Source organism: Pseudomonas sp. LAIL14HWK12:I10 (assembly GCF_900184205.1).
Classification (GTDB): Bacteria; Pseudomonadota; Gammaproteobacteria; order Pseudomonadales; family Pseudomonadaceae; genus Aquipseudomonas; species Aquipseudomonas kermanshahensis.
Genome location: NZ_FXWU01000001.1, coordinates 59,637 through 78,813, shown reverse-complemented (window position 1 = coordinate 78,813; position 19,177 = coordinate 59,637). Strand labels below are relative to the sequence as shown.

At 61.7% G+C, this 19,177-nt stretch carries 20 protein-coding genes; 19 read left to right on the top strand and 1 reads right to left on the bottom strand.

What is annotated here, in order from left to right; translation table 11 throughout:
• The 16 genes from QOS90_RS00385 (at position 1) to QOS90_RS00310 (ending at position 14,732) form a co-directional block, all read left to right on the top strand.
• Positions 1–444 (top strand): conjugal transfer lipoprotein TrbH, encoded by a 444-nt coding sequence (locus QOS90_RS00385; RefSeq protein ID WP_027592010.1) that lies wholly within the window; start codon positions 1–3, stop codon positions 442–444.
• A gap of 6 nt (positions 445–450) precedes the next feature.
• A complete protein-coding gene (locus QOS90_RS00380) occupies positions 451–1,839 on the top strand; it encodes a TrbI/VirB10 family protein (protein ID WP_085272115.1) in 1,389 nt (462 codons plus the stop codon).
• A gap of 21 nt (positions 1,840–1,860) precedes the next feature.
• Positions 1,861–2,640 (top strand): P-type conjugative transfer protein TrbJ, encoded by a 780-nt coding sequence (trbJ, locus tag QOS90_RS00375; protein ID WP_081717435.1) that lies wholly within the window; start codon positions 1,861–1,863, stop codon positions 2,638–2,640.
• A gap of 12 nt (positions 2,641–2,652) precedes the next feature.
• Entirely contained in the window at positions 2,653–2,826 is a 174-nt protein-coding gene (gene trbK / locus QOS90_RS00370) for an entry exclusion lipoprotein TrbK (RefSeq protein WP_081717434.1), read from the top strand.
• 8 nt (positions 2,827–2,834) lie between these two features.
• Positions 2,835–3,047, top strand: coding sequence for an entry exclusion lipoprotein TrbK (trbK, locus tag QOS90_RS00365; RefSeq protein WP_157765530.1), 213 nt, complete (start codon positions 2,835–2,837; stop codon positions 3,045–3,047).
• 39 nt (positions 3,048–3,086) lie between these two features.
• Positions 3,087–4,823: a P-type conjugative transfer protein TrbL gene (trbL, locus tag QOS90_RS00360; RefSeq protein ID WP_050580707.1), complete on the top strand. Its 1,737-nt coding sequence runs from the start codon at positions 3,087–3,089 to the stop codon at positions 4,821–4,823.
• A gap of 13 nt (positions 4,824–4,836) precedes the next feature.
• Positions 4,837–5,139: a TrbM/KikA/MpfK family conjugal transfer protein gene (locus QOS90_RS00355; protein WP_027592005.1), complete on the top strand. Its 303-nt coding sequence runs from the start codon at positions 4,837–4,839 to the stop codon at positions 5,137–5,139.
• Between the two features lie 11 nt (positions 5,140–5,150).
• Positions 5,151–5,756, top strand: a complete 606-nt coding sequence (locus QOS90_RS00350) for a lysozyme family protein (protein WP_027592004.1) — start codon at positions 5,151–5,153, stop codon at positions 5,754–5,756.
• 245 nt (positions 5,757–6,001) lie between these two features.
• Positions 6,002–6,460, top strand: coding sequence for a hypothetical protein (locus QOS90_RS00345; RefSeq protein ID WP_085272372.1), 459 nt, complete (start codon positions 6,002–6,004; stop codon positions 6,458–6,460).
• A gap of 68 nt (positions 6,461–6,528) precedes the next feature.
• Entirely contained in the window at positions 6,529–8,223 is a 1,695-nt protein-coding gene (locus tag QOS90_RS00340) for a phospholipase effector Tle1 domain-containing protein (RefSeq protein ID WP_081717433.1), read from the top strand.
• Between the two features lie 5 nt (positions 8,224–8,228).
• Positions 8,229–8,939 (top strand): TraX family protein, encoded by a 711-nt coding sequence (locus tag QOS90_RS00335; protein WP_027592002.1) that lies wholly within the window; start codon positions 8,229–8,231, stop codon positions 8,937–8,939.
• An 11-nt stretch (positions 8,940–8,950) separates the two neighbouring features.
• On the top strand, positions 8,951–9,490 hold the full coding sequence (locus QOS90_RS00330; RefSeq protein WP_143491050.1) for an IncP plasmid survival protein KfrC family protein: 540 nt from the start codon (positions 8,951–8,953) through the stop codon (positions 9,488–9,490).
• A 45-nt stretch (positions 9,491–9,535) separates the two neighbouring features.
• Positions 9,536–11,359 carry a type IV secretory system conjugative DNA transfer family protein gene (locus QOS90_RS00325; protein ID WP_027592001.1) on the top strand — a complete coding sequence of 608 codons (1,824 nt, stop codon included), beginning with the start codon at positions 9,536–9,538 and terminating at the stop codon, positions 11,357–11,359.
• Positions 11,356–11,895 carry a conjugative transfer signal peptidase TraF gene (gene traF, locus QOS90_RS00320; RefSeq protein ID WP_027592000.1) on the top strand — a complete coding sequence of 180 codons (540 nt, stop codon included), beginning with the start codon at positions 11,356–11,358 and terminating at the stop codon, positions 11,893–11,895. Before QOS90_RS00325 ends, traF begins: the two co-directional genes overlap by 4 nt.
• A gap of 392 nt (positions 11,896–12,287) precedes the next feature.
• The gene (locus tag QOS90_RS00315) at positions 12,288–13,007 is read left to right on the top strand and encodes a carbonic anhydrase (RefSeq protein ID WP_027591999.1); all 720 of its coding nucleotides are present in this window, start codon (positions 12,288–12,290) and stop codon (positions 13,005–13,007) included.
• Positions 13,008–13,205: 198 nt separating this feature from the next.
• The gene (locus QOS90_RS00310; RefSeq protein WP_177323867.1) at positions 13,206–14,732 is read left to right on the top strand and encodes a SulP family inorganic anion transporter; all 1,527 of its coding nucleotides are present in this window, start codon (positions 13,206–13,208) and stop codon (positions 14,730–14,732) included.
• Between the two features lie 105 nt (positions 14,733–14,837).
• On the opposite strand, the gene QOS90_RS00305 is transcribed toward QOS90_RS00310, so the two are convergent.
• A complete protein-coding gene (locus QOS90_RS00305; RefSeq protein WP_027591997.1) occupies positions 14,838–15,479 on the bottom strand; it encodes a hypothetical protein in 642 nt (213 codons plus the stop codon).
• A 368-nt stretch (positions 15,480–15,847) separates the two neighbouring features.
• Between QOS90_RS00305 and coxB the strand changes: the two genes are divergently transcribed.
• From coxB to QOS90_RS00290, 3 genes are read left to right on the top strand one after another with little or no spacing between them, the layout of a single operon-like run.
• The gene (gene coxB, locus QOS90_RS00300; protein WP_085272114.1) at positions 15,848–16,975 is read left to right on the top strand and encodes a cytochrome c oxidase subunit II; all 1,128 of its coding nucleotides are present in this window, start codon (positions 15,848–15,850) and stop codon (positions 16,973–16,975) included.
• A 43-nt stretch (positions 16,976–17,018) separates the two neighbouring features.
• On the top strand, positions 17,019–18,608 hold the full coding sequence (gene ctaD, locus QOS90_RS00295; protein WP_027591995.1) for a cytochrome c oxidase subunit I: 1,590 nt from the start codon (positions 17,019–17,021) through the stop codon (positions 18,606–18,608).
• Between the two features lie 2 nt (positions 18,609–18,610).
• The gene (locus QOS90_RS00290) at positions 18,611–19,177 is read left to right on the top strand and encodes a cytochrome c oxidase assembly protein (RefSeq protein WP_027591994.1); all 567 of its coding nucleotides are present in this window, start codon (positions 18,611–18,613) and stop codon (positions 19,175–19,177) included.

Here is a 19,177-nt window from a genome sequence, read left to right as displayed (position 1 = left end):
ATGCGAGCATGGATCGCACCTTTTGCCTGCCTTTGGCTTGCGGCGTGTGCCAATGGCCCCTATGGCAACTTTGCCGAACGCGCCACGCCAGCGATCAACCAACAGTTGGCCAGTGCCACCGCTCGCCAGTTGGCGGTAGTGCACCCGCCGGCCAGTACGCGGCTACGGGTCAACCAGAAAACCTCCGACAGCTACGGCGCATCCTTGGTGACTGCATTGCGTGCATCGGGCTTCTCGGTGCAGGAATTCAACCCCGAAGCTCAACCGGCGCCAGCGCCGACTGGCACGGCAGTGCCGCTTGCGGTCAATTACGTCCTCGACATGCCCAAGGATAGCGAGCTGTTGCGCGTCACCTTGTTGGTCGGGCGTGAGTCCTTGAGCCGCGTCTATGCGGTGCAAAGCGGCCGCGTGCTGCCTGCTGGAGCCTGGGTGCGCAAGGAGTGACGAACGATGAGTAGCAGCAACGATGTCATGTCTCCCGATGCATCGCCCGGCAAGCTGAACCGCAAGAGCGGTGTGCGCCGGGTCAACAACTGGCCGATGTACCTCATCGGCGGCGCCGCCATGGTGTTCCTGCTGATCATGTTACTCGTGGCCGCGGACCGAGCGGACCAGCAGGATCAGCCGGAGGATACAAAAACCGAGAAGGCCGGCAACAGCAGCGTGTTTGCCCAGCAGATCAACGGCATGGACCAGGATGGCATCATCCCCAGCAAAGCGGAGCCGCCGGTTTTGCCCACATTGGATGATACGCCAGTGCCGCAACCGTCCGGCTTGCAAGTGGTGCGCCCCAGCAACCTCGATGCGCCGCCACTCCCGCCGCGTGAGCTGCCACCGAACGTCGACGCTGAAGAGGTGGAGCGCATTCGTCGGATGAAGGCGCAGCAGTTCCAGGAAGCCGTTCGCGCACACAGTACCGTACGGGTCGATGCGCCGCGTAGCGCTGGCTCGAGCGCAGGTGCCGCAGGCGACCCGGTCAGCCAGCAGGATGCCCTGGCCCGCATCGCCGCTGCCCGACAGCGTCTGCAGGAGGAATCACGCAATGACCCGACCGCTGCGTACAAAGCGCGCATGGCCGAACTGCGTGCCATTGGCTCAGGCGGGGGTGGCGTGGCGCACGCAGAGCAGGGTGATTCACCGTTTCTGTTGACAGCATCTGCTAACGGCGGGAAGGACTATAACCAGTTCGACAGCGCTGGCGACAGCGACCGTTGGCGTATGGAGGCGGCCGTTCAGGCACCGCGTAGCCCTTATGAACTGCGCGCCGGCTATGTAATCCCTGCCACGATGATTTCGGGCATCAATTCCGACTTGCCTGGGCAGATCATCGCTCAAATATCGCAGGCTGTGTACGACACCTCTACAGGTAAGCATGTGCTGCTGCCTCAGGGCTCGCGCCTGGTCGGCTCCTACTCCAGCAGCGTGGACTACGGCCAGTCGCGGGTGCTGGTGGCATGGCAGCGCATCATCTTCCCTGACGGCAAAGCGATGGATATCGGTTCGATGCCTGGCAGCGACAGCGCCGGTTATTCGGGCTTCAACGATAAGGTCAACAACCACTATGTAAGAGTCTTTGGCTCGGCGTTGTTGATGTCTGGCATCGTGGCCGGTGTCAGCCTCAGCCAAGACCGCGGCAACAGCAATGAAAGCGACCGTGAGTCGGCCAGCAGTGCCATGAGCGAGGCGCTTGGCCAGCAGTTGGGGCAGGTGACCGCGCAGATGATCACCAAAAACCTGAACATCGCGCCGACCCTCGAAATCCGTCCGGGCTATCGCTTCAACGTGATGGTGACCAAGGACCTGACGTTCTCGAAGCCCTACCAGTCCTTCGATTACTAAGCACATGCCAAGGAGAGCAGTATGACGCACATGCCTTTGTTGAAACCCGCCATTGCGCTATTGGCCGGCATTGGCTTCACCCTGCAGGCTCACGCCGGTATTCCTGTGGTTGATGGAGTACACGCTGCGATCAGCCAGCTGGGCGTAGCCGAGAACATTGCCCAGACCGCCAAGCAGCTTCAGGAATACAAAACGCAGATCGATCAGTACACGACCCAGCTGGAACAGTACGAGAACATGATCAAGAACACGACGGCACCCGCCGCCTACATCTGGGATCAGGCGAACTCGACGATAAACAAGTTGATGCAAGCTCAGGACATGCTCAACTACTACACAGCTCAAGCGGGAAGCCTGGATTCCTACCTGAGTAAGTTCCAGGACGTTAATTACTATCGCAGCTCTTCCTGCTTCCAGTTGGGCGGGTGTTCAGAGAGCGAAAAAGCGGCCATCGAGCGCGTTGAAGACACGCATTCTGAGGCGCAAAAAGAGGCCAACGCTGCGATGTTCAAGGGCATTGCCCAGCAACAGGAAAACCTTAAGTCTGACGCACGACGGCTTGAACAGCTTCAGGGCGCAGCCAGCACTGCAGATGGCCAGGTCAAGGCGATTCAGTATGCGAGCCAGATTGCCAGCCAACAGGCGAATCAGCTGCTGCAGATTCGTGGCCTGATGCTCGCCCAGCAAAATGCAATGGCTGCGAAAGCGGCCGCAGAGCAGGACCAGCAAGCGCGAGACACCGCAGCGGAGCGCAACATGACCAGCGGTAGTTTCAAGAAAACCAGCCCACAAACTTGGTAAGGAATAAACACTATGAAGATGATCGTACAGTCTGTAGCCACGCTGATGGCCGTATTTGCGCTGAGCGCCTGCGGCAATAACGCCGACTACGAGGTCAATGACAAGAACTGCGCCCCCGACCATGTCCGTACGCTGCCTGAGGATGCCAAACGCGACACCTTGGTAGAAGGGTGCATGACGCGGTGATACGTCACGTGTTCGCGATCCGGTTCCGCTGGCTAGTGCTGCTGGGTGCAGCACTGCTGGCGGGATGCCTGGAAAAAGAGGAGCAGCTGATAGAAGCGAGCTCGGAAACGTGCACGCCGCAGTACTGGAAGACACTTGCGGCTGGCAAGACCCGGGACTCGTTGGTGGAGCGTTGCATGACCCGTGGTGGTTACAAGCATCGTGTGCCCCAGACCTTCTGATCGGATTGAATGGAAGCTATGAAACTCAAGAATGGATCTATGTCCGTGGCCTCCCTGGTGTTGGGGGCTGCATTACTGCTTCTGGCTGTACACGCCAATGCGGCGGACTCGGCCCCTGACATTGGCTTCTTCGATACCATTCTTCAGCGCTTCAGCGATGCGGCCAAAGGATGGCGAACCATTATCCTGCAGGCCGCAACGCGCTTATTCTGGACTCTGGCTGTCATCAGCATGGTCTGGACGTTTGGCCTGATGGCATTGCGTAAAGCTGACATTGGTGAGTTCTTCGCCGAGATGCTGCGCTTCATCATGTTTGTCGGTTTTTACTTTTGGCTCCTCACCAACGGCCCGAATTTCGCCGACTCGTTGGTCAAGTCGCTCTCCAAGCTGGGCTCACAGGCAGGCGGGCTACCGGTCTATAACGACAAGTTCGGGCTGAGCCCATCGGAAATCGTCCAGCTGGGCTTCGATATCTTCGGCAAGATCGTCGACAACATGTCGATGTGGCCCAGCAAGATTGCCTTCAGTATCGCGGGCGTAGTCATGGGCTTGGCGATTTTGATGGTCTTGGTCGTGATAGCCATCAATATGTTGCTGTTGACGGTCTCGGCCTGGGTACTGGCCTACGCAGGCATATTCTTCCTGGGGTTCGGCGGTGCCCGTTGGACATCGGATATGGCGATCAACTATTTCAAGACTGTGCTGGGGATGGCTGTCCAGATTCTTGCGATGTTGCTGCTGCTGTCCGTTGGCAAGACGTTCCTTGACCAGTACTACGCAGCGCTGTCGGCTGACATCAATGGCACCAACCTCAAAGCGATGGCGGCATTGCTTGTGTGTTGCGTAGTCCTGATGGCGCTCGTCGCCAAGATCCCGCCCGTCTTGGCAGGCATCATCAACGGATCGAGCGTAGGCGGCGGCGGTATTGGCAACACGATGGGTATTGCAACACTGGCGGGTGCTGCTGCAATGGCTGCTTCGGCAGGTGCATCGATAATGAGCGGTGGCGCATCGGCGATTGCATCCGGGATGGCCAACGCTGCAGGCGGTGCACAATCCATGTATTCAGCCTTCAAGAGCGCCCAGTCGAACGTGGCGTCGGGCTCTGACATTGTTTCACGCATGTCCGGGATGTTTGGTGGCGGTGGAAGCAGTGGCAGCAGCAACGGTGGCAGCGGTAGCAGTGCAAGCCCATTGAGCTCCGCAATGGGCCTTGCCAGCGCTGCGTCCGGGGGTATGGACGGTGGCGTAGCAAGCTCGGCGATGGCAGCGATGTCCTCTGCTGGCGGCCAATCCTCTGGCGGTGGAGCAGCGCAATCGTCGGAATCTGAGAGCGGGTCCGGCGGTGAGTCCGGAGGAGGTTCCTCTGGCTCAATGGACCCATCTGGCAGCAGTGGAGCGGAAAGTGGGGGCGGGCAATCGTCGGGTGGCGGTGAAGCCAGCGCGCGCGTCGCTGATTCCGGCTCCGGTAGCCAATCCGGTGAACAAAGTGGTGCCAAAACGACCACGGGTTCAGGTGGGGGCTCAGCCTCTGCCAGCAAGCTAGGCAATGCGGGCCGTATTGCCTTGGACATGGGCGCGAACCTGGCTGCTGGCGTCGGGCGCATGGCCCAGGCGCGTATCGATCAGACAGCAGCCGGGCGGCTCGCTGCTGAGATTTCGAACCCAGGCTCCAGCCGCGCAAGCTCGAACCTGAATACGAGCTCGACCAGCCGTAATTTCGATCCAGCTTCCGAAGTGGCGGATTTCCGCGACAGCAAACAGGAAAGAAGTTGAACAAGGAGTGCATATGACTACCGCAAAAGTTCTCCCAGCCGTCGTGCTGGCCGTCAGTTTCGCCGTCGCCCTACCCGCCCAGGCCAAAGACCCGTGCGCCACTGTCCTGTGCATGTGGGGCAAGCTCAAGGGGGCGGGTGTGGTCGATAACTGCAGTGGCCCGGTCAATGACTACTTCAGCATCGTCAAAAAGAAGAAGGGCAAGATCAAGCTGAGCCAGACCTCGGACGCTCGCCAGTCCTTCCTCGACAAATGCGAGGCCGCCGACCCGCAAAAAACCAAGTCGATCAACAACAAGTTCGGCAAGGTCATCTGAGGCGCGCCACGATGCCATTTGTCGCTGACGTTCCGCCCCCGGCCCTGAGCGAACCCATCGCCTGCTCGATCATGGCGGCGGTCAAATACGAGCTGCCGGTGAACATCGTCCTGGCTGTGTCCGGCCAGGAAGGTGGCAAGCCTGGCCAGTGGGTGCGCAACCACAATGGCACCTACGACGTCGGCCCCATGCAGTTCAACACCGCCTACCTGCGCGAGCTCTCGCGCTACGGCATCACCCCTGAGGATGTCGAGCAAGGCGGCTGCTACTCCTACGAGCTGGCCGCCTGGCGCATCCGTGGCCACGTGCGCAATGACCGCGGCGACTTGTGGACGCGAGTAGCGAATTACCACTCGCGCACCCCCGCCATCAATGCGCGCTACCGCCAACAGATCATGCGCCGCGCCGTCTACTGGGCCGATTGGCTGGATGCCCGCTTTGCCACGCAGCAGGTAGCGCAGAGCGCGGTATTCTCCGGCGCGCCGGCCGAGGCGTCCGTGGCAGTGGTCGACACCGCGCAGGCGGTGAAGGCGGCTGTCGTGCAGCAGCCGGTCATGCCGCAACCCGTGGGCACGTCAGCCTATGTGCCCCGGGGGTTGGTGATGGGGAGCAAATGATGGATTCGCTGGTCACATTAGCCGCATCTCGAAACGATACAGGGACCCGCCGCGAGGCGGATGCAAGGAGAGAAAGATTGAACCTACCCACTCTCGGTATGGGCACTGCCGTTACCGACAAGGCATCGCGCCGCCCCAGCCGCCTCTGGCCGCGGCTGCGCCTTGGCGCGCTCGTACCCCTCGTGCTGGGAGCGTGCATGCTCCTGCCTGCCACCTCTTCTGAACTTCAAGCCAAGGAGCTTTCCATGCAAGACAATCAAGGCCAGTACCAGCCCTACATCCCGGGCATGAAACTCCCCGAAGGCGTGTTCCCGCCGATGAAGGGTTATACCCATGAGGACTTGATTGGCGCTGCTGCCCTACCCGTAGAAGCGGTTATGAAGGCTGAGGGAATAGACCCCACCCTGATCAAGGAATCGCTCTTCGCGCTGGCCAAACACCTCAATGAGGCACTGGAGGCGCAGAACGTCGAGTATCAGATTTCGACCTGGTACCAGAAGCCTTACGACAATCCCGCTGACCGCACCAAGAGTGTTGCCGCCATGGGCGAAAGCTTTGGTGCTTTGGCGATCCGTGCTGCAGGGCAGTCGCTGCGAGGGTCCCCACTCTTGAACTTGGGCGAAGCATTCTTTGAACGCTACACCCGAAGCGCCGGTGATGGTGTCCACGATCTGATCGTGACCCTAAACAAACCGGGTGCCTGATACGGGTTCGAGAATGTCTTGGAGCGTTCGTCCTGTCCTGGCGGCGGGATGATCCATAGGGATATGAAATGAGCGATGCAATGCGTTTTACGGTGTACTTCGACGGCACCGGTAACAATAAAGACCTGAATACACCTGAAGGCACGCAGACCAACGTTGCCCGCCTGTATGACCTGGACACCGCCAAAGGTACCAACCTGGCGCGCAACTCGGGGCATGAACCGCAGCAGTACGACGCCAAGGAGCGCTCCGGCCAATCGGAGAAGATCTACTTCGATGGTGTTGGCAGCCAATCCAGTACCAGCGGGCGTTCGCTGCTCGAAGGCGCAACCGGCCGGGGTGCCCAGGAGCGTATCGACCAGGCCTACGACTCCATCGTGGCCTTTCACAACAAGTACCCGGACCAGCAGATCGACGTCAACATTGTCGGCTTCAGCCGCGGTGCATCGCAGTCCCGCGCCTTGGCCAACGAGTTCATCGAACGTGGCGTCCCCAAACTCGATGACCAGGGCAAAGCGACCGGGGAATACTTGATTCCCCCAGGCCAGGCGCACGTCAACAAGCTGGGTATCTTCGACACGGTCGCCACTGACGGTTTGTCGAATACCGATACCCATCTGGGCAAGAACCTGGAGATCAGCAAGAACATCGATTCGACCACCCACCTGGTGGCGATGAACGAGTACCGCGACACGTTCCCCCTGACCAGTGCCCTGCGTAACGACGACAACTCGCGCATCGAGGAGTTGAAGTTTGCCGGCGCGCATTCGCAGGTCGGCGGTGGTTACAAGGACGATGTGCTGGCAGCCGGGCCATTGGCGGTGATGCACGATCGCCTGCAGTCGGCCGGTATAGAAATGAAGCCGATGCAGCAGGAGGATGTTCAGCGCATCGAGCAGTACAACACGTTGATCAAAAGCCCGGAGAAAGTTGAGCAAGCGCTCATCGACTCGCGCCTGTTGAAGGGTGAGAACGCGTTCAGCCGCAACGCGGATGGCTCGTTCCAGACAGTGGACAATATGCCCTTCCCGATGGAACGCGGCATGATCAACGTCTTTGACCGCCAGGCCCGGCCCTTCGATCACGAGACCAATGGCCGCGGGGTAATCTTCGAGAACGATGATCGGCTTAGCCGCAACAGCGTTTCCAGAGCCGTTGAGGGGATCGGTGATCGTCTTAAATCGCTGGGGCAAGATGCCTTGTCCGCTTCGAAACGCTTCCTGGGCATTGACACGCGCGAGCAGGCGATAGAAGAGGGCAAAGGGCTGTATGCCGAGCTCATGTCGGAAAGGGCCGCCACTTCACAGCAGCAAGTGGCTACGCTGTCTGGCGAGCTTACGGCTTCACGGCCCAGCGCTGGTTATATCGAGAGCCTGAACCTGCAAGCGGTGCCAGTCCCTGAGGGCGCCAAGCAGGGCCAGCAGCAAGACCCGCAGGCCCAGCAGCGCAGCGACTCGTTCAAGGCCATGGAAGACAAAGCGCGCGACCTCAACCCCTCGGCCAGTATCGGCGAAGCTTCAGAGAGCGGGCGCAAGGCGGTCAGCGGGATGGTCGTCGACATGGACGACCATCACATCCTGCAGAAGGTCGGCCAGACCGACCAGTTCGTCATTCATGACCGCCGTGACGTCGACCCGAGCCGCAACTTCCAGGTAGGCAAGAGCACGGCGATTGTCCACGAGAAAGGCATCGGCGACCTAGCCCGTGATGTGGCGCCGAAGCTGGAGCTCGATACCGGGCTTTCCCAGGCCATGCGTCGGTGATTTCGATGCCGCGCCTGCAACTCGCCGACGGTACGGTAGAAGCGCTGAAGTGGCTGGCGCTGTTGCTGATGACCGGCGACCACGTGAACAAGTACCTGTTCAACGAGACCCTGCCTTACTTGTTCGAGGCAGGGCGCTTGGCGATGCCGCTGTTCGTGGTCGTGCTGGCGTACAACCTGGCGCGGCCGGGAACAGTGGAAAATGGAGCTTACCGGCGCACTGCGCTGCGCCTGTTTCTGTTCGGGGTGTTGGCGACGCCGCCGTTCATTGCCCTCGGGGGGCTGCTGTACGGCGGCTACCCGCTGAACATCCTCTTCACGTTGCTGGTGATTACCCTGGCGACCGAGGCCTGCGACCGTGCTGCGCAAGGGCGGCCGCTGTTCTGGGGGCTGGCGTTACTGGTGGTGGTCGTGGGCGGTGCCTGGGTCGAATTCTGGTGGCCGGCCGTGCTGCTGGGGCTGTGTGTGGGTTGGTACGTGCGGCGCCCGAACCTGCTGGCTGCCGTGGGGGCCGTGCTTGCGCTTGCGGCGTTAACGCCGATCAACGGCAATGCCTGGGCGCTGGCCGCGTTGCCGGTGCTGCTGGCCGCCCGCTGGGTCAGGCCTGACCTGCCACGCTGGCGCTGGCTGTTCTACGCCTATTACCCGCTGCACCTGCTGGCGCTGTGGCTGATTCGCATCCCGATGGCCAAGGCCGGATACCTCTTCCTGATATGAAGCAGATGCCCATGAACGAGCCTAAACCGCCCAAGCCGCCGCTCGACGATGCCGGGCAGGCATTGGAGGCGCAGGCTCAGGCGCTGGCCGCCGAGCAGACCGCGCTGCTGGACGCCAGCCCGGTGCAAGCGCGCTACAACCAGGCCCTTGGCGAGTGCGTCGAGCAGAAGGCCGAGCAGGCCGAGGCCCTCGAGCAGCGCCTGGAAGCCATGCTGGACCGCCAGCAGGCGCAATTGCAGCAGAACCAGGCCTCACGCCCGGGCTGGCTGGCCCTGCCTTCCACTCGCGCCGCCTGGGAGCAGGGCAACCAGCGTTGCCAGGCGCGGCTGCAGCAACTGCAAGGCCGCCTGGAGCGGGTGCAGGAGCTGCACCACGGCATGGGCCTGTACACCCCACGCATCGAGGAGTTGGCGGTGCGCCAACTGCGTGCCGAGCAGCCAGAGCTGGTCGAGCAATGGAGCTTGCAACGTCAGGCCGAGCGCACGCTTTCTGAGGCGCAGCGGCGTACCCAGGCCCAGGACATCGGGCGTTCGCGCACAACCTCGCCATGAACCAGCACCTTCCCTATCCCATCCTTTCGTTCACGGAGCGAACCCATGAAACATAACAACGCTGTGGGCCCGCAGATCCGCGGCGGCCAGCGCAGTGGCGGCAACACGGGGCAGGCCATCCTGGCCATTTTCTGTCTGCTGGCCGGCCTGGCTACTGCCACCCAGTACTTCGCCTACCTGTTCAATAACCATGCGGCGTTGGGGGCCAACCTGAACGGCGTCTACGCCCCATGGATGATTCTGGTGTGGGCCGCCAACTGGTCCGATCAGTACCAGGACACCCTGCTGCGCGCCGGGTCCCTGGGGGTTCTGGTCAGCGGCGTCGGCATGATGGCGATGGTCGTGATCCGCATGATCAGCAGCAACAGCTCCAAGGCCAATCAGTTCCTTCATGGCTCTGCGCGTTGGGGCGAGCGCAAGGATATCGAGAGCGCCGGCCTGTTGGCTGATGATGGCGTGTACGTAGGCGCCTGGCTGGACAAGCGCAACAAGCTGCATTACCTGCGCCACAACGGCCCGGAGCACATCCTCACCTTCGCCCCGACGCGCAGCGGTAAGGGCGTTGGCCTGGTGATCCCGACGTTGCTGTCGTGGAAGCACAGCGCGGTGATCACCGACCTCAAGGGCGAACTCTGGGCGCTCACCGCTGGCTGGCGCCAGCAGCATGCGGGCAACCGGGTATTGCGTTTCGAGCCGGCCACCGCCAATGGCTGCGTGGGCTGGAACCCGCTGGAAGAAATCCGCTTGGGCACCGAGTTTGAAGTGGGCGATGTGCAGAACCTGGCCACGCTGATCGTCGACCCGGACGGCAAGGGCCTCAACGACCACTGGCAGAAGACCTCGCAGGCGATGCTGGTGGGTTGCATCCTGCACCTGTGCTACCGCTCACAGGACGAGGGCGGTGTCGCCAGCCTGCCGGCGCTGGACGCCATGCTCGCCGACCCGTCGCGGCCAATCAGCGAGCTGTGGGCGGAAATGACCCACTACGGCCACCTCGATGGCGAAAACCACCCGCTGGTGGGGTCGGCTGCACGTGACATGCTCGACCGGCCTGCCGAAGAGGCCGGCTCGGTGCTGTCGACCGCCAAATCGTACCTGTCGCTGTTCCGCGACCCGATCGTGGCGCGTAACGTGAGCCGCTCGGAGTTCAAGATCCGCGACCTGATGAACCACGACGACCCGGTCAGCCTGTTCATCATCACCCAGCCCAACGACAAGGCGCGCTTGCGCCCCTTGGTGCGCATCCTGGTGAACATGATCGTGCGCTTGCTGGCCGACAAGATGGACTTCGAGGACGGCCGGCCCAAGGCGCACTACAAGCACCGGCTGCTGATGATGCTCGACGAGTTCCCGAGCCTGGGCAAGCTCGACATCATGCAGGAGTCGCTGGCCTTCGTGGCCGGTTATGGCATCAAGTGCTACCTGATCATCCAAGATTTGTCGCAGTTGCAGGAGTTCTACGGGCAGAACGAGAGCATCACCTCCAACTGCCACATCCAGAACGCCTACCCGCCAAACCGGGTGGAAACGGCGGAACACCTGTCCAAGCTCACCGGGCAGACCACCATCGTCAAAGAGCAGGTGACCACCAGCGGGCGACGTTCCAGCGCATTGCTGGGCCAGGTGTCGCGCACCCTTCAGGAAGTGCAGCGACCGCTGTTGACCACCGACGAGGCCCTGCGCATGCCAGGCCCGCGCAAGGATGGCCAGGGCAATATCCAGGAAGCCGGCGACATGGTGGTGTATTGCGCAGGCTACCCGGCGTTTTATGGCAAGCAACCGCTGTATTTCCAGGACCCGGTATTCCTGGCCCGCGCCAAGGTGCCGGCACCGCGTGAAAGCGACCGCACCATCGAGTTGCCGGCATGAAACGGCCGTTGAGCGTGGCCGCTGTCGTGGCCATTCTGGCGTTTTGCGCAGTGCCGCTGGTGCTGTGGGGCGGCGCGCGGCTCAACGTCACCAGCAGTTTTCCGCCGGGCATTTACTGGGTGGTCGACAAGGCACCGGAAAAAGGCGACCTGGTGATGTTTTGCCCGCCGCAGGAGGCTGTGTTTCAGCTAGCGCACGCGCGCGGCTACCTGGCTGGGGGAACCTGCCCTGGGGGATACATGCACCTGCTCAAGCGGCTGGTCGCGGTATCGGGTGACGACGTGCAGATCACTGCCGAGGGGGTCAGCGTCAACGGGCAGTTGCAGGTGCGTAGCCAGCCGTTGCAGCAAGACCCCAGTGGCCGCCCCATGCCGCAGCCACCGTTGGCGCACTTTCGCTTGGGCAGCGACGAGGTGCTGATGCTCTCCGATTACAGCCGCTTGTCGTTCGATGGCCGTTATTTCGGGGCCGTGCCGCAAGCGCAATTGGACGAGGTGGTCGAGCCTTGGCTGGTGTGGCGAAAAACGCCGTTGTAATCGAGCAGCTCGATCGGGCCGTTGTAGGAGCAGCCTTGCGCTGCGAAGAGGCCGGTAGCCTGCAATCGATGTTTGGTGCGGCTACCGGCCTCTTCGCAGCACAAGGCTGCGCCTACAGGTAACCCTAGTACCACTAATCCAAGTGAATAATTACAGTAATGGTACTAGGCAATTGATGTTTTTTTGCTATTATTCAAATCCCGCCTTACCTATCTGGAACGCCTGTTCTAGAGCCTCCGAATTAAGTTTCAGTTAAGTTTTCCCCGCTAGCGTAGGCAATCAGTCAACGAAGACTGTGATCTGTGGCCTGTGCGCGTCATCTAAATCCCTGCATAGCCTGAATCTTTCACCGGTAAAATGGACTTACCTTCACACCGTCAAGAGGATGAATCATGCCCGTTAAGGACCCATCCAAGGTCGTTCCGGATGTACCCGCCGAGAGCGCCGATGCCGCCCTGAAGCACATCGTCGACGGCTTTCTGCGCTTTCACCATGACGTCTTCCCCGAGCAGCAAGAGCTGTTCAAGAAGCTCGCCACCGCGCAAACGCCACGCGCCATGTTCATCACCTGTGCCGACTCGCGCATCGTCCCCGAGCTGATTACCCAAAGCTCGCCAGGCGACCTGTTCGTGACCCGTAACGTTGGCAACGTGGTGCCCCCGTATGGTCAGATGAACGGCGGCGTCTCCAGCGCCATCGAATACGCGGTACTGGCACTGGGTGTACACCACATCATCGTCTGCGGCCACTCGGACTGCGGCGCGATGCGTGCGGTACTCAACCCGCAATCGCTGACCAAGATGCCGACGGTTTCCGCCTGGCTGCGCCATGCCGAAGTGGCACGCACCGTGGTTGAGAACAACTGCTCCTGCGGCAGCGAGCACGAGACCATGCAGGTGCTGACCAAAGAAAACGTCATCGCCCAGCTGCATCACCTGCGCACTCACCCCTCGGTCGCCTCGCGCCTGGCGGCGGGTGAGCTGTATATCCACGGTTGGGTCTACGACATCGAGACCAGCAAGATCGAAGCCTATGACGCTGCCAGCGACAGCTTCCTGCCCCTGGCTGCGGGCGAGCCGGTCCCCTGCGCTACCCCGAGAGGCCGCTACTAAGCGACCCTTCCACCGCTAGAACCTTGATAGCCGGCTGCACCCTGTAGGGGTGTGGCGCGGCCTTCGGCTGCCTTGAATTCCCTGATTGCCTTGCCGGCATGCTCGCTGGCGGCCCGCGCCTGCGCGTCTTTCAGGGGCCAACGTGCTCACGGCCAGAGGAATGGCCGTGCAACAGATAAATGGAGAAACACGGTGAACATGACACAGTTGAAAGCGGCCTTGCCGCGAGAGTTGTTGGCGTCGGTGGTGGTATTTCTGGTCGCCCTGCCCTTGTGCATGGGCATCGCCATCGCCTCGGGGATGCCGCCTGCCAAGGGCCTGATCACCGGCATTATCGGTGGCGTCGTGGTGGGCTTCCTGGCGGGCTCGCCGCTGCAAGTCAGTGGCCCTGCCGCCGGCTTGGCGGTGCTGGTGTTCGAGTTGGTGCGCCAGCACGGCGTGGCCATGCTCGGGCCGATCCTGCTGCTGGCCGGGCTGTTGCAATTGCTGGCGGGGCGCTTGCGCCTGGGCTGCTGGTTCCGCGTCACGGCACCGGCCGTGGTGTACGGCATGCTGGCGGGTATTGGTGTGCTGATCGTGCTGTCGCAGGTGCATGTGATGTTCGACACGGCGCCGCAGCCTTCGGGCATGCAGAACCTGCTGGCGTTTCCGGCAACCCTGGCCGCAGCCCTGCCGTTGGAAAGCGCAGGAGCCGGCTGGCAAGCCGGTGCACTTGGGCTGGGTACCATCGCCATCATGTGGGGCTGGGAGCGCTTGCGGCCGCAACAGCTGCGGTTCGTGCCCGGTGCCTTGCTGGGCGTAGCAGCGATGACGGCCATCAGCCTGTGGCTGGCGCTGCCGGTAAACCGGGTGCAGGTGCCGGCAGACCTTTCCGAGGCCATCGACTGGATCCGCCTGGATGACCTGATGAACCTGGCCGACCCGACCTTGCTGGTGGCGGCATTCGCCCTGGCGTTCATTGCCAGTGCCGAGACCCTGTTGTCGGCTGCCGCGGTGGACCGTATGCACAGCGGCCAGCGCTCGGACTTCGACCGTGAACTGTCCGCCCAGGGCATCGGCAACATGCTGTGCGGTGTGCTCGGCGCCCTGCCGATGACCGGGGTGATCGTGCGCAGCTCGGCGAATGTCCAGGCCGGCGCGCAGACCCGAGCCTCGGCGATTTTCCATGGCTTGTGGCTGTTGGCGTTTGTCGTGGTGTTGAGCAGTGTGCTGCAGCAAATCCCGGTGGCGAGCTTGGCGGGTGTGCTGGTGTTTACCGGCATCAAGCTGGTGGACTTCAAGGCGTTTCGTGGGTTGGGCCGGTATGGCCGCATGCCGATGTTCACCTATGCGGCGACGGCCCTTGCGATCATCTTCACCGACCTGCTGACCGGTGTACTGCTGGGCTTTGCCTTGACCTTGCTCAAGCTGGCCTTCAAGGCGGCGCGGTTGAAAATCAACCTGGTGAGCCTGGGCAAGCCTGGGCACATGGAACTGCGCCTGAGTGGCGCTGCGACCTTCCTCAAGGTGCCGGCGTTGACCCAGGTGCTGGACACGGTGCCGGCGGGGACCACCTTGCATGTGCCGTTGGGCAACCTCAGCTATATCGACCACTCATGCCTGGAACTGCTGGAGGACTGGGGCCGGAGCAATGCACCCAATGGGTCGCGCTTGTTGATCGAGCAGCGGCGCTTGAAGCGGCGCATCGAGGGGCGGCTGCGGACGACGGCGGGGGTTGGGGCTTAGTATCTGCCTGATCTGGCCTCTTCGCGGGCAAGCCCGCTCCTACAGGGTGAATTGCATACCCTTTGTGGGAGCGGGCTTGCCCGCGAAGAGGCCGGGACAGGGGTATCAGGCAGGCTGGCCCAGCTCAACACCCAGCTGACGCGACAGGCACGGCCAACGCTTCCAGGCGTTGCCGGTTTCCGGGCTGCTCAGTTTCTCGCGATAAGCCTCCACCGATTCCACCGCAAAGCTCTCGTCATTGAGCATCTCGTCGACCGAATGATGCACCACTTCATCGAGCTGGTTGGCGAAGGTCTCGCCGATCAGCTGATGGGCAATCAGGTTGGCCATCGTGGTGTCGAACGGAATCAACGGCTGCTTGAAGTGGCGGATGTACAGGTCGTTGACCTCTTCCACCAGGCGATGCGCCAGGTAGGCCTCGTCCAGCAGGCAGTCCAGCCCCACATGCCCTTGCATCACCGTGGGCGGCTGCTGGAAATAAGCTTCGGCAATTTTCAGTACCGGTTTGATCTGCGACTCGATCCCCGCTTCACGGGCTACCTCGTGGGCAGCCTCCAGCAGCTCTGGAACCTGGTCGATATAGGCGCTGACGAAACGCGCCAAACTACCCTGGGCGTCCTGCTCAGGTAGCTGGATCGAGGGGTGCAAATGCGGCAGTTGTAGCTCTAGACGTTCTTTCAGTTGGCCGGTTTCAAGTTCGTGTTGATGGGCTTGGCTAATCTGCTCGCGTACAGCAGCGATGTTCATGACAACTCCAGGGACATTACGTGTCAAACGGAAGACACTAAATTAGCTCGGTATACAGAATACCTAAGACGTATTTGTTATAAACCGCGCAAACGTGTGCTTGCTCTGGCATATCGGTATGCCACTATTGCGCCATATCCTATCAAGCGCGCGGTTTTCAGGGCATTGGGCAATTTCGTGAAGTTCATTTCACAGGCTGCATTGCGTGCCATTGGTCGCTGTCTATACTCCCGTTGAACGTGATTCGTTGATGAGGCCCGTCTGCTTTTGCAGGGGCTCGGTCGTCGAAGCCAGGCAGTCTTGACCGCCGTTCCCTCTTGCCGCAGGCCACGCCTTCGGGACTACAAGAATTAGAAGGGGAACCCGCAATGATGCGACATCCACATGTCTGGATGGGCCTCCTGTTGTGGACGGTTTTCGGACAGGCCAACGCCGCCTGGACCGTCAACATGCACCCGGGGGCGACGGAAGTCTCCAACGCCGTCTTCGACCTGCACATGACCATCTTCTGGATCTGCGTGATCATCGGGATCGTGGTGTTCGGCGCGATGTTCTGGTCGATGGTCGTCCACCGCCGTTCCACAGGCCAACAGGCAGCGCATTTTCACGAGCACACCTGGGTCGAAATCATGTGGACCGTGGTGCCGTTTCTGATCCTGGTGGCCATGGCCATCCCCGCGACCAAGACCCTGATCGACATCTACGACGCCAGTGAGTCGGACATCGACATCCAGGTCACCGGCTACCAGTGGAAGTGGCACTACAAGTACCTGGGCCAGGACGTGGAGTTCTTCAGCAACCTGGCCACCCCCGCCGATCAGATTCACAACAAGGCCCCCAAGGACGAGCACTACCTACTCGAAGTCGACCAGCCGCTGGTGCTGCCGGTGGGCGCGAAAGTGCGTTTTCTGGTAACCGCCGCCGACGTGATCCATTCCTGGTGGGTGCCGGCGTTCGCGGTCAAGCGTGATGCCATCCCAGGCTTCGTCAACGAGGCCTGGACGCGCATCGAGAAGCCCGGCATCTACCGCGGCCAGTGCACTGAGCTGTGCGGCAAGGACCACGGCTTCATGCCGGTGGTGGTCGAGGTCAAGTCCAAGGCCGATTACGACACCTGGCTGGGCGAACGCAAGGCCGAGGCGGCCAAGCTCAAGGAGCTGACCAGCAAAGAGTGGACCCTCGAAGAGCTGGTCGAGCGCGGCGACAAGGTCTACCACACCACCTGCGTGGCCTGTCACCAGGCCGAAGGCCAGGGCCTGCCGCCGATGTTCCCGGCCCTCAAGGGCTCGAAGATTGCCACCGGGCCCAAGGAAGGCCACCTGAGCATCGTCTTCCACGGCAAGCCCGGCACGGCCATGGCCGCGTTCGGCAAGCAGCTCTCGGAAGTCGACATTGCCGCCGTGGTCACTTACGAGCGCAACGCCTGGGGCAACAACAAGGGCGACATGGTCACGCCGAAGGATGTGCTGGCGCTCAAGCAGGCAGAAGCGCAATGAACCGGGTTACTCGCGGCAATCAATGGATTGCAGGAGACAGGACATGAGTGCAGTGATCGACGACCACGCCCACGGCCATGAGCATGCCCACGGCCCGGCCAAGGGCCTGATGCGCTGGGTGCTGACCACCAACCACAAGGACATCGGCACGATGTACCTGTGGTTCGCCTTCATGATGTTCCTGCTCGGTGGCTCGTTCGCCATGGTGATCCGCGCCGAGCTGTTCCAGCCGGGGCTGCAGATCGTCGAGCCAGCGTTCTTCAACCAGATGACCACCATGCACGGGCTGATCATGGTGTTCGGTGCGGTGATGCCAGCCTTCGTCGGCCTGGCCAACTGGATGATCCCGCTGATGATTGGCGCGCCGGACATGGCCCTGCCGCGGATGAACAACTTCAGCTTCTGGCTGTTGCCTGCGGCCTTCCTGCTGCTGGTCTCGACCTTGTTCAGCCCCGGCGGCGGGCCTAACTTCGGCTGGACCTTCTACGCGCCATTGTCGACCACCTATGCCCCGGCCAGCGTGACCTTCTTCATCTTTGCCATCCACCTGATGGGCATCAGCTCGATCATGGGCGCGATCAACGTCATTGCCACCATCCTCAACCTGCGCGCCCCCGGCATGACCTTGATGAAAATGCCGCTGTTCGTCTGGACCTGGCTGATCACCGCGTTTCTGCTGATTGCCGTGATGCCGGTGCTGGCCGGTGTGGTGACCATGATGCTGATGGACATCCACTTCGGCACCAGCTTCTTCAGCGCCGCGGGTGGCGGTGACCCGGTGCTGTTCCAGCATGTGTTCTGGTTCTTCGGCCACCCCGAGGTGTACATCATGATCCTGCCGGCGTTCGGCGCGGTCAGCTCGATCATCCCGGCGTTCTCGCGCAAGCCGCTGTTCGGCTACACCTCGATGGTCTATGCCACCGGGGCGATCGCCTTCCTGTCGTTCATCGTCTGGGCGCACCACATGTTCGTGGTCGGCATCCCGGTGGTGGGCGAGCTCTTCTTCATGTACGCCACCATGCTCATTGCCGTGCCGACCGGGGTGAAGGTGTTCAACTGGGTCAGCACCATGTGGGAAGGGTCGCTGACCTTCGAGACGCCGATGCTGTTCGCCATCGCCTTCGTCATCCTGTTCACCATCGGCGGGTTCTCCGGGTTGATGCTGGCCATCGCGCCTGCCGACTTCCAGTACCACGACACGTACTTCGTGGTCGCGCACTTCCACTACGTGCTGGTGCCTGGGGCGATCTTCGGCATCTTCGCCTCGGCCTACTACTGGCTGCCGAAGTGGACCGGCCACATGTATGACGAAACCCTCGGCAAGCTGCACTTCTGGCTGTCGTTCGTCGGCATGAACATGGCCTTCTTCCCCATGCACTTCGTGGGCTTGGCGGGCATGCCGCGGCGTATTCCGGACTACAACCTGCAGTTCGCCGACTTCAACATGGTCTCCTCGATCGGCGCGTTCATGTTCGGTGCCACGCAGATCTTCTTCCTGTTCATCGTCATCAAGTGCATCCGCGGCGGCGCCCCGGCGCCGGCCAAACCCTGGGACGGTGCCGAAGGCCTGGAGTGGTCGATCCCCTCGCCTGCGCCTTACCACACCTTCCAGACGCCACCGGACGTGAAATAGCCATGAACGGCCTGTCGCTCAAACGCCTGGTCATGCGCCTGCTGATGCTGACGGTGGTGATGTTCGCCTTCGGTTTCGCCCTGGTGCCGATCTACGACGTGATGTGCAAGGCCTTTGGCATCAATGGCAAGACCGGCGGCCAGTACGAAGGCAGCCAGGTCAGCGACCCGTCGCGCTCGGTACGGGTGCAGTTCATGTCGACCAACGCCAGCGACATGGTCTGGGATTTCTATTCCACGGCCGACCAGATCGACGTGAACCCAGGTGCGGTCAACCAGATGATCTTCGTCGCGCGCAACCCGACCGACCGGCCGATGAGCGCCCAGGCGATACCCAGCATCACCCCGGCCGAGGCCGCGGCGTACTTCCACAAGACCGAGTGCTTCTGCTTTACCCAGCAGGTGCTGCAGCCCGGCGAACGCATCGAGATGCCGGTGCGCTTCATCGTCGACCGCGATCTGCCGGCCAGCGTGAAGCACCTGACACTGGCTTACACCTTGTTCGACATCACCGCTCGCCACCCGCCGGTCGCGCATGTTGCGGCCCAGGACGTCCAGGGCGCCCGTTAA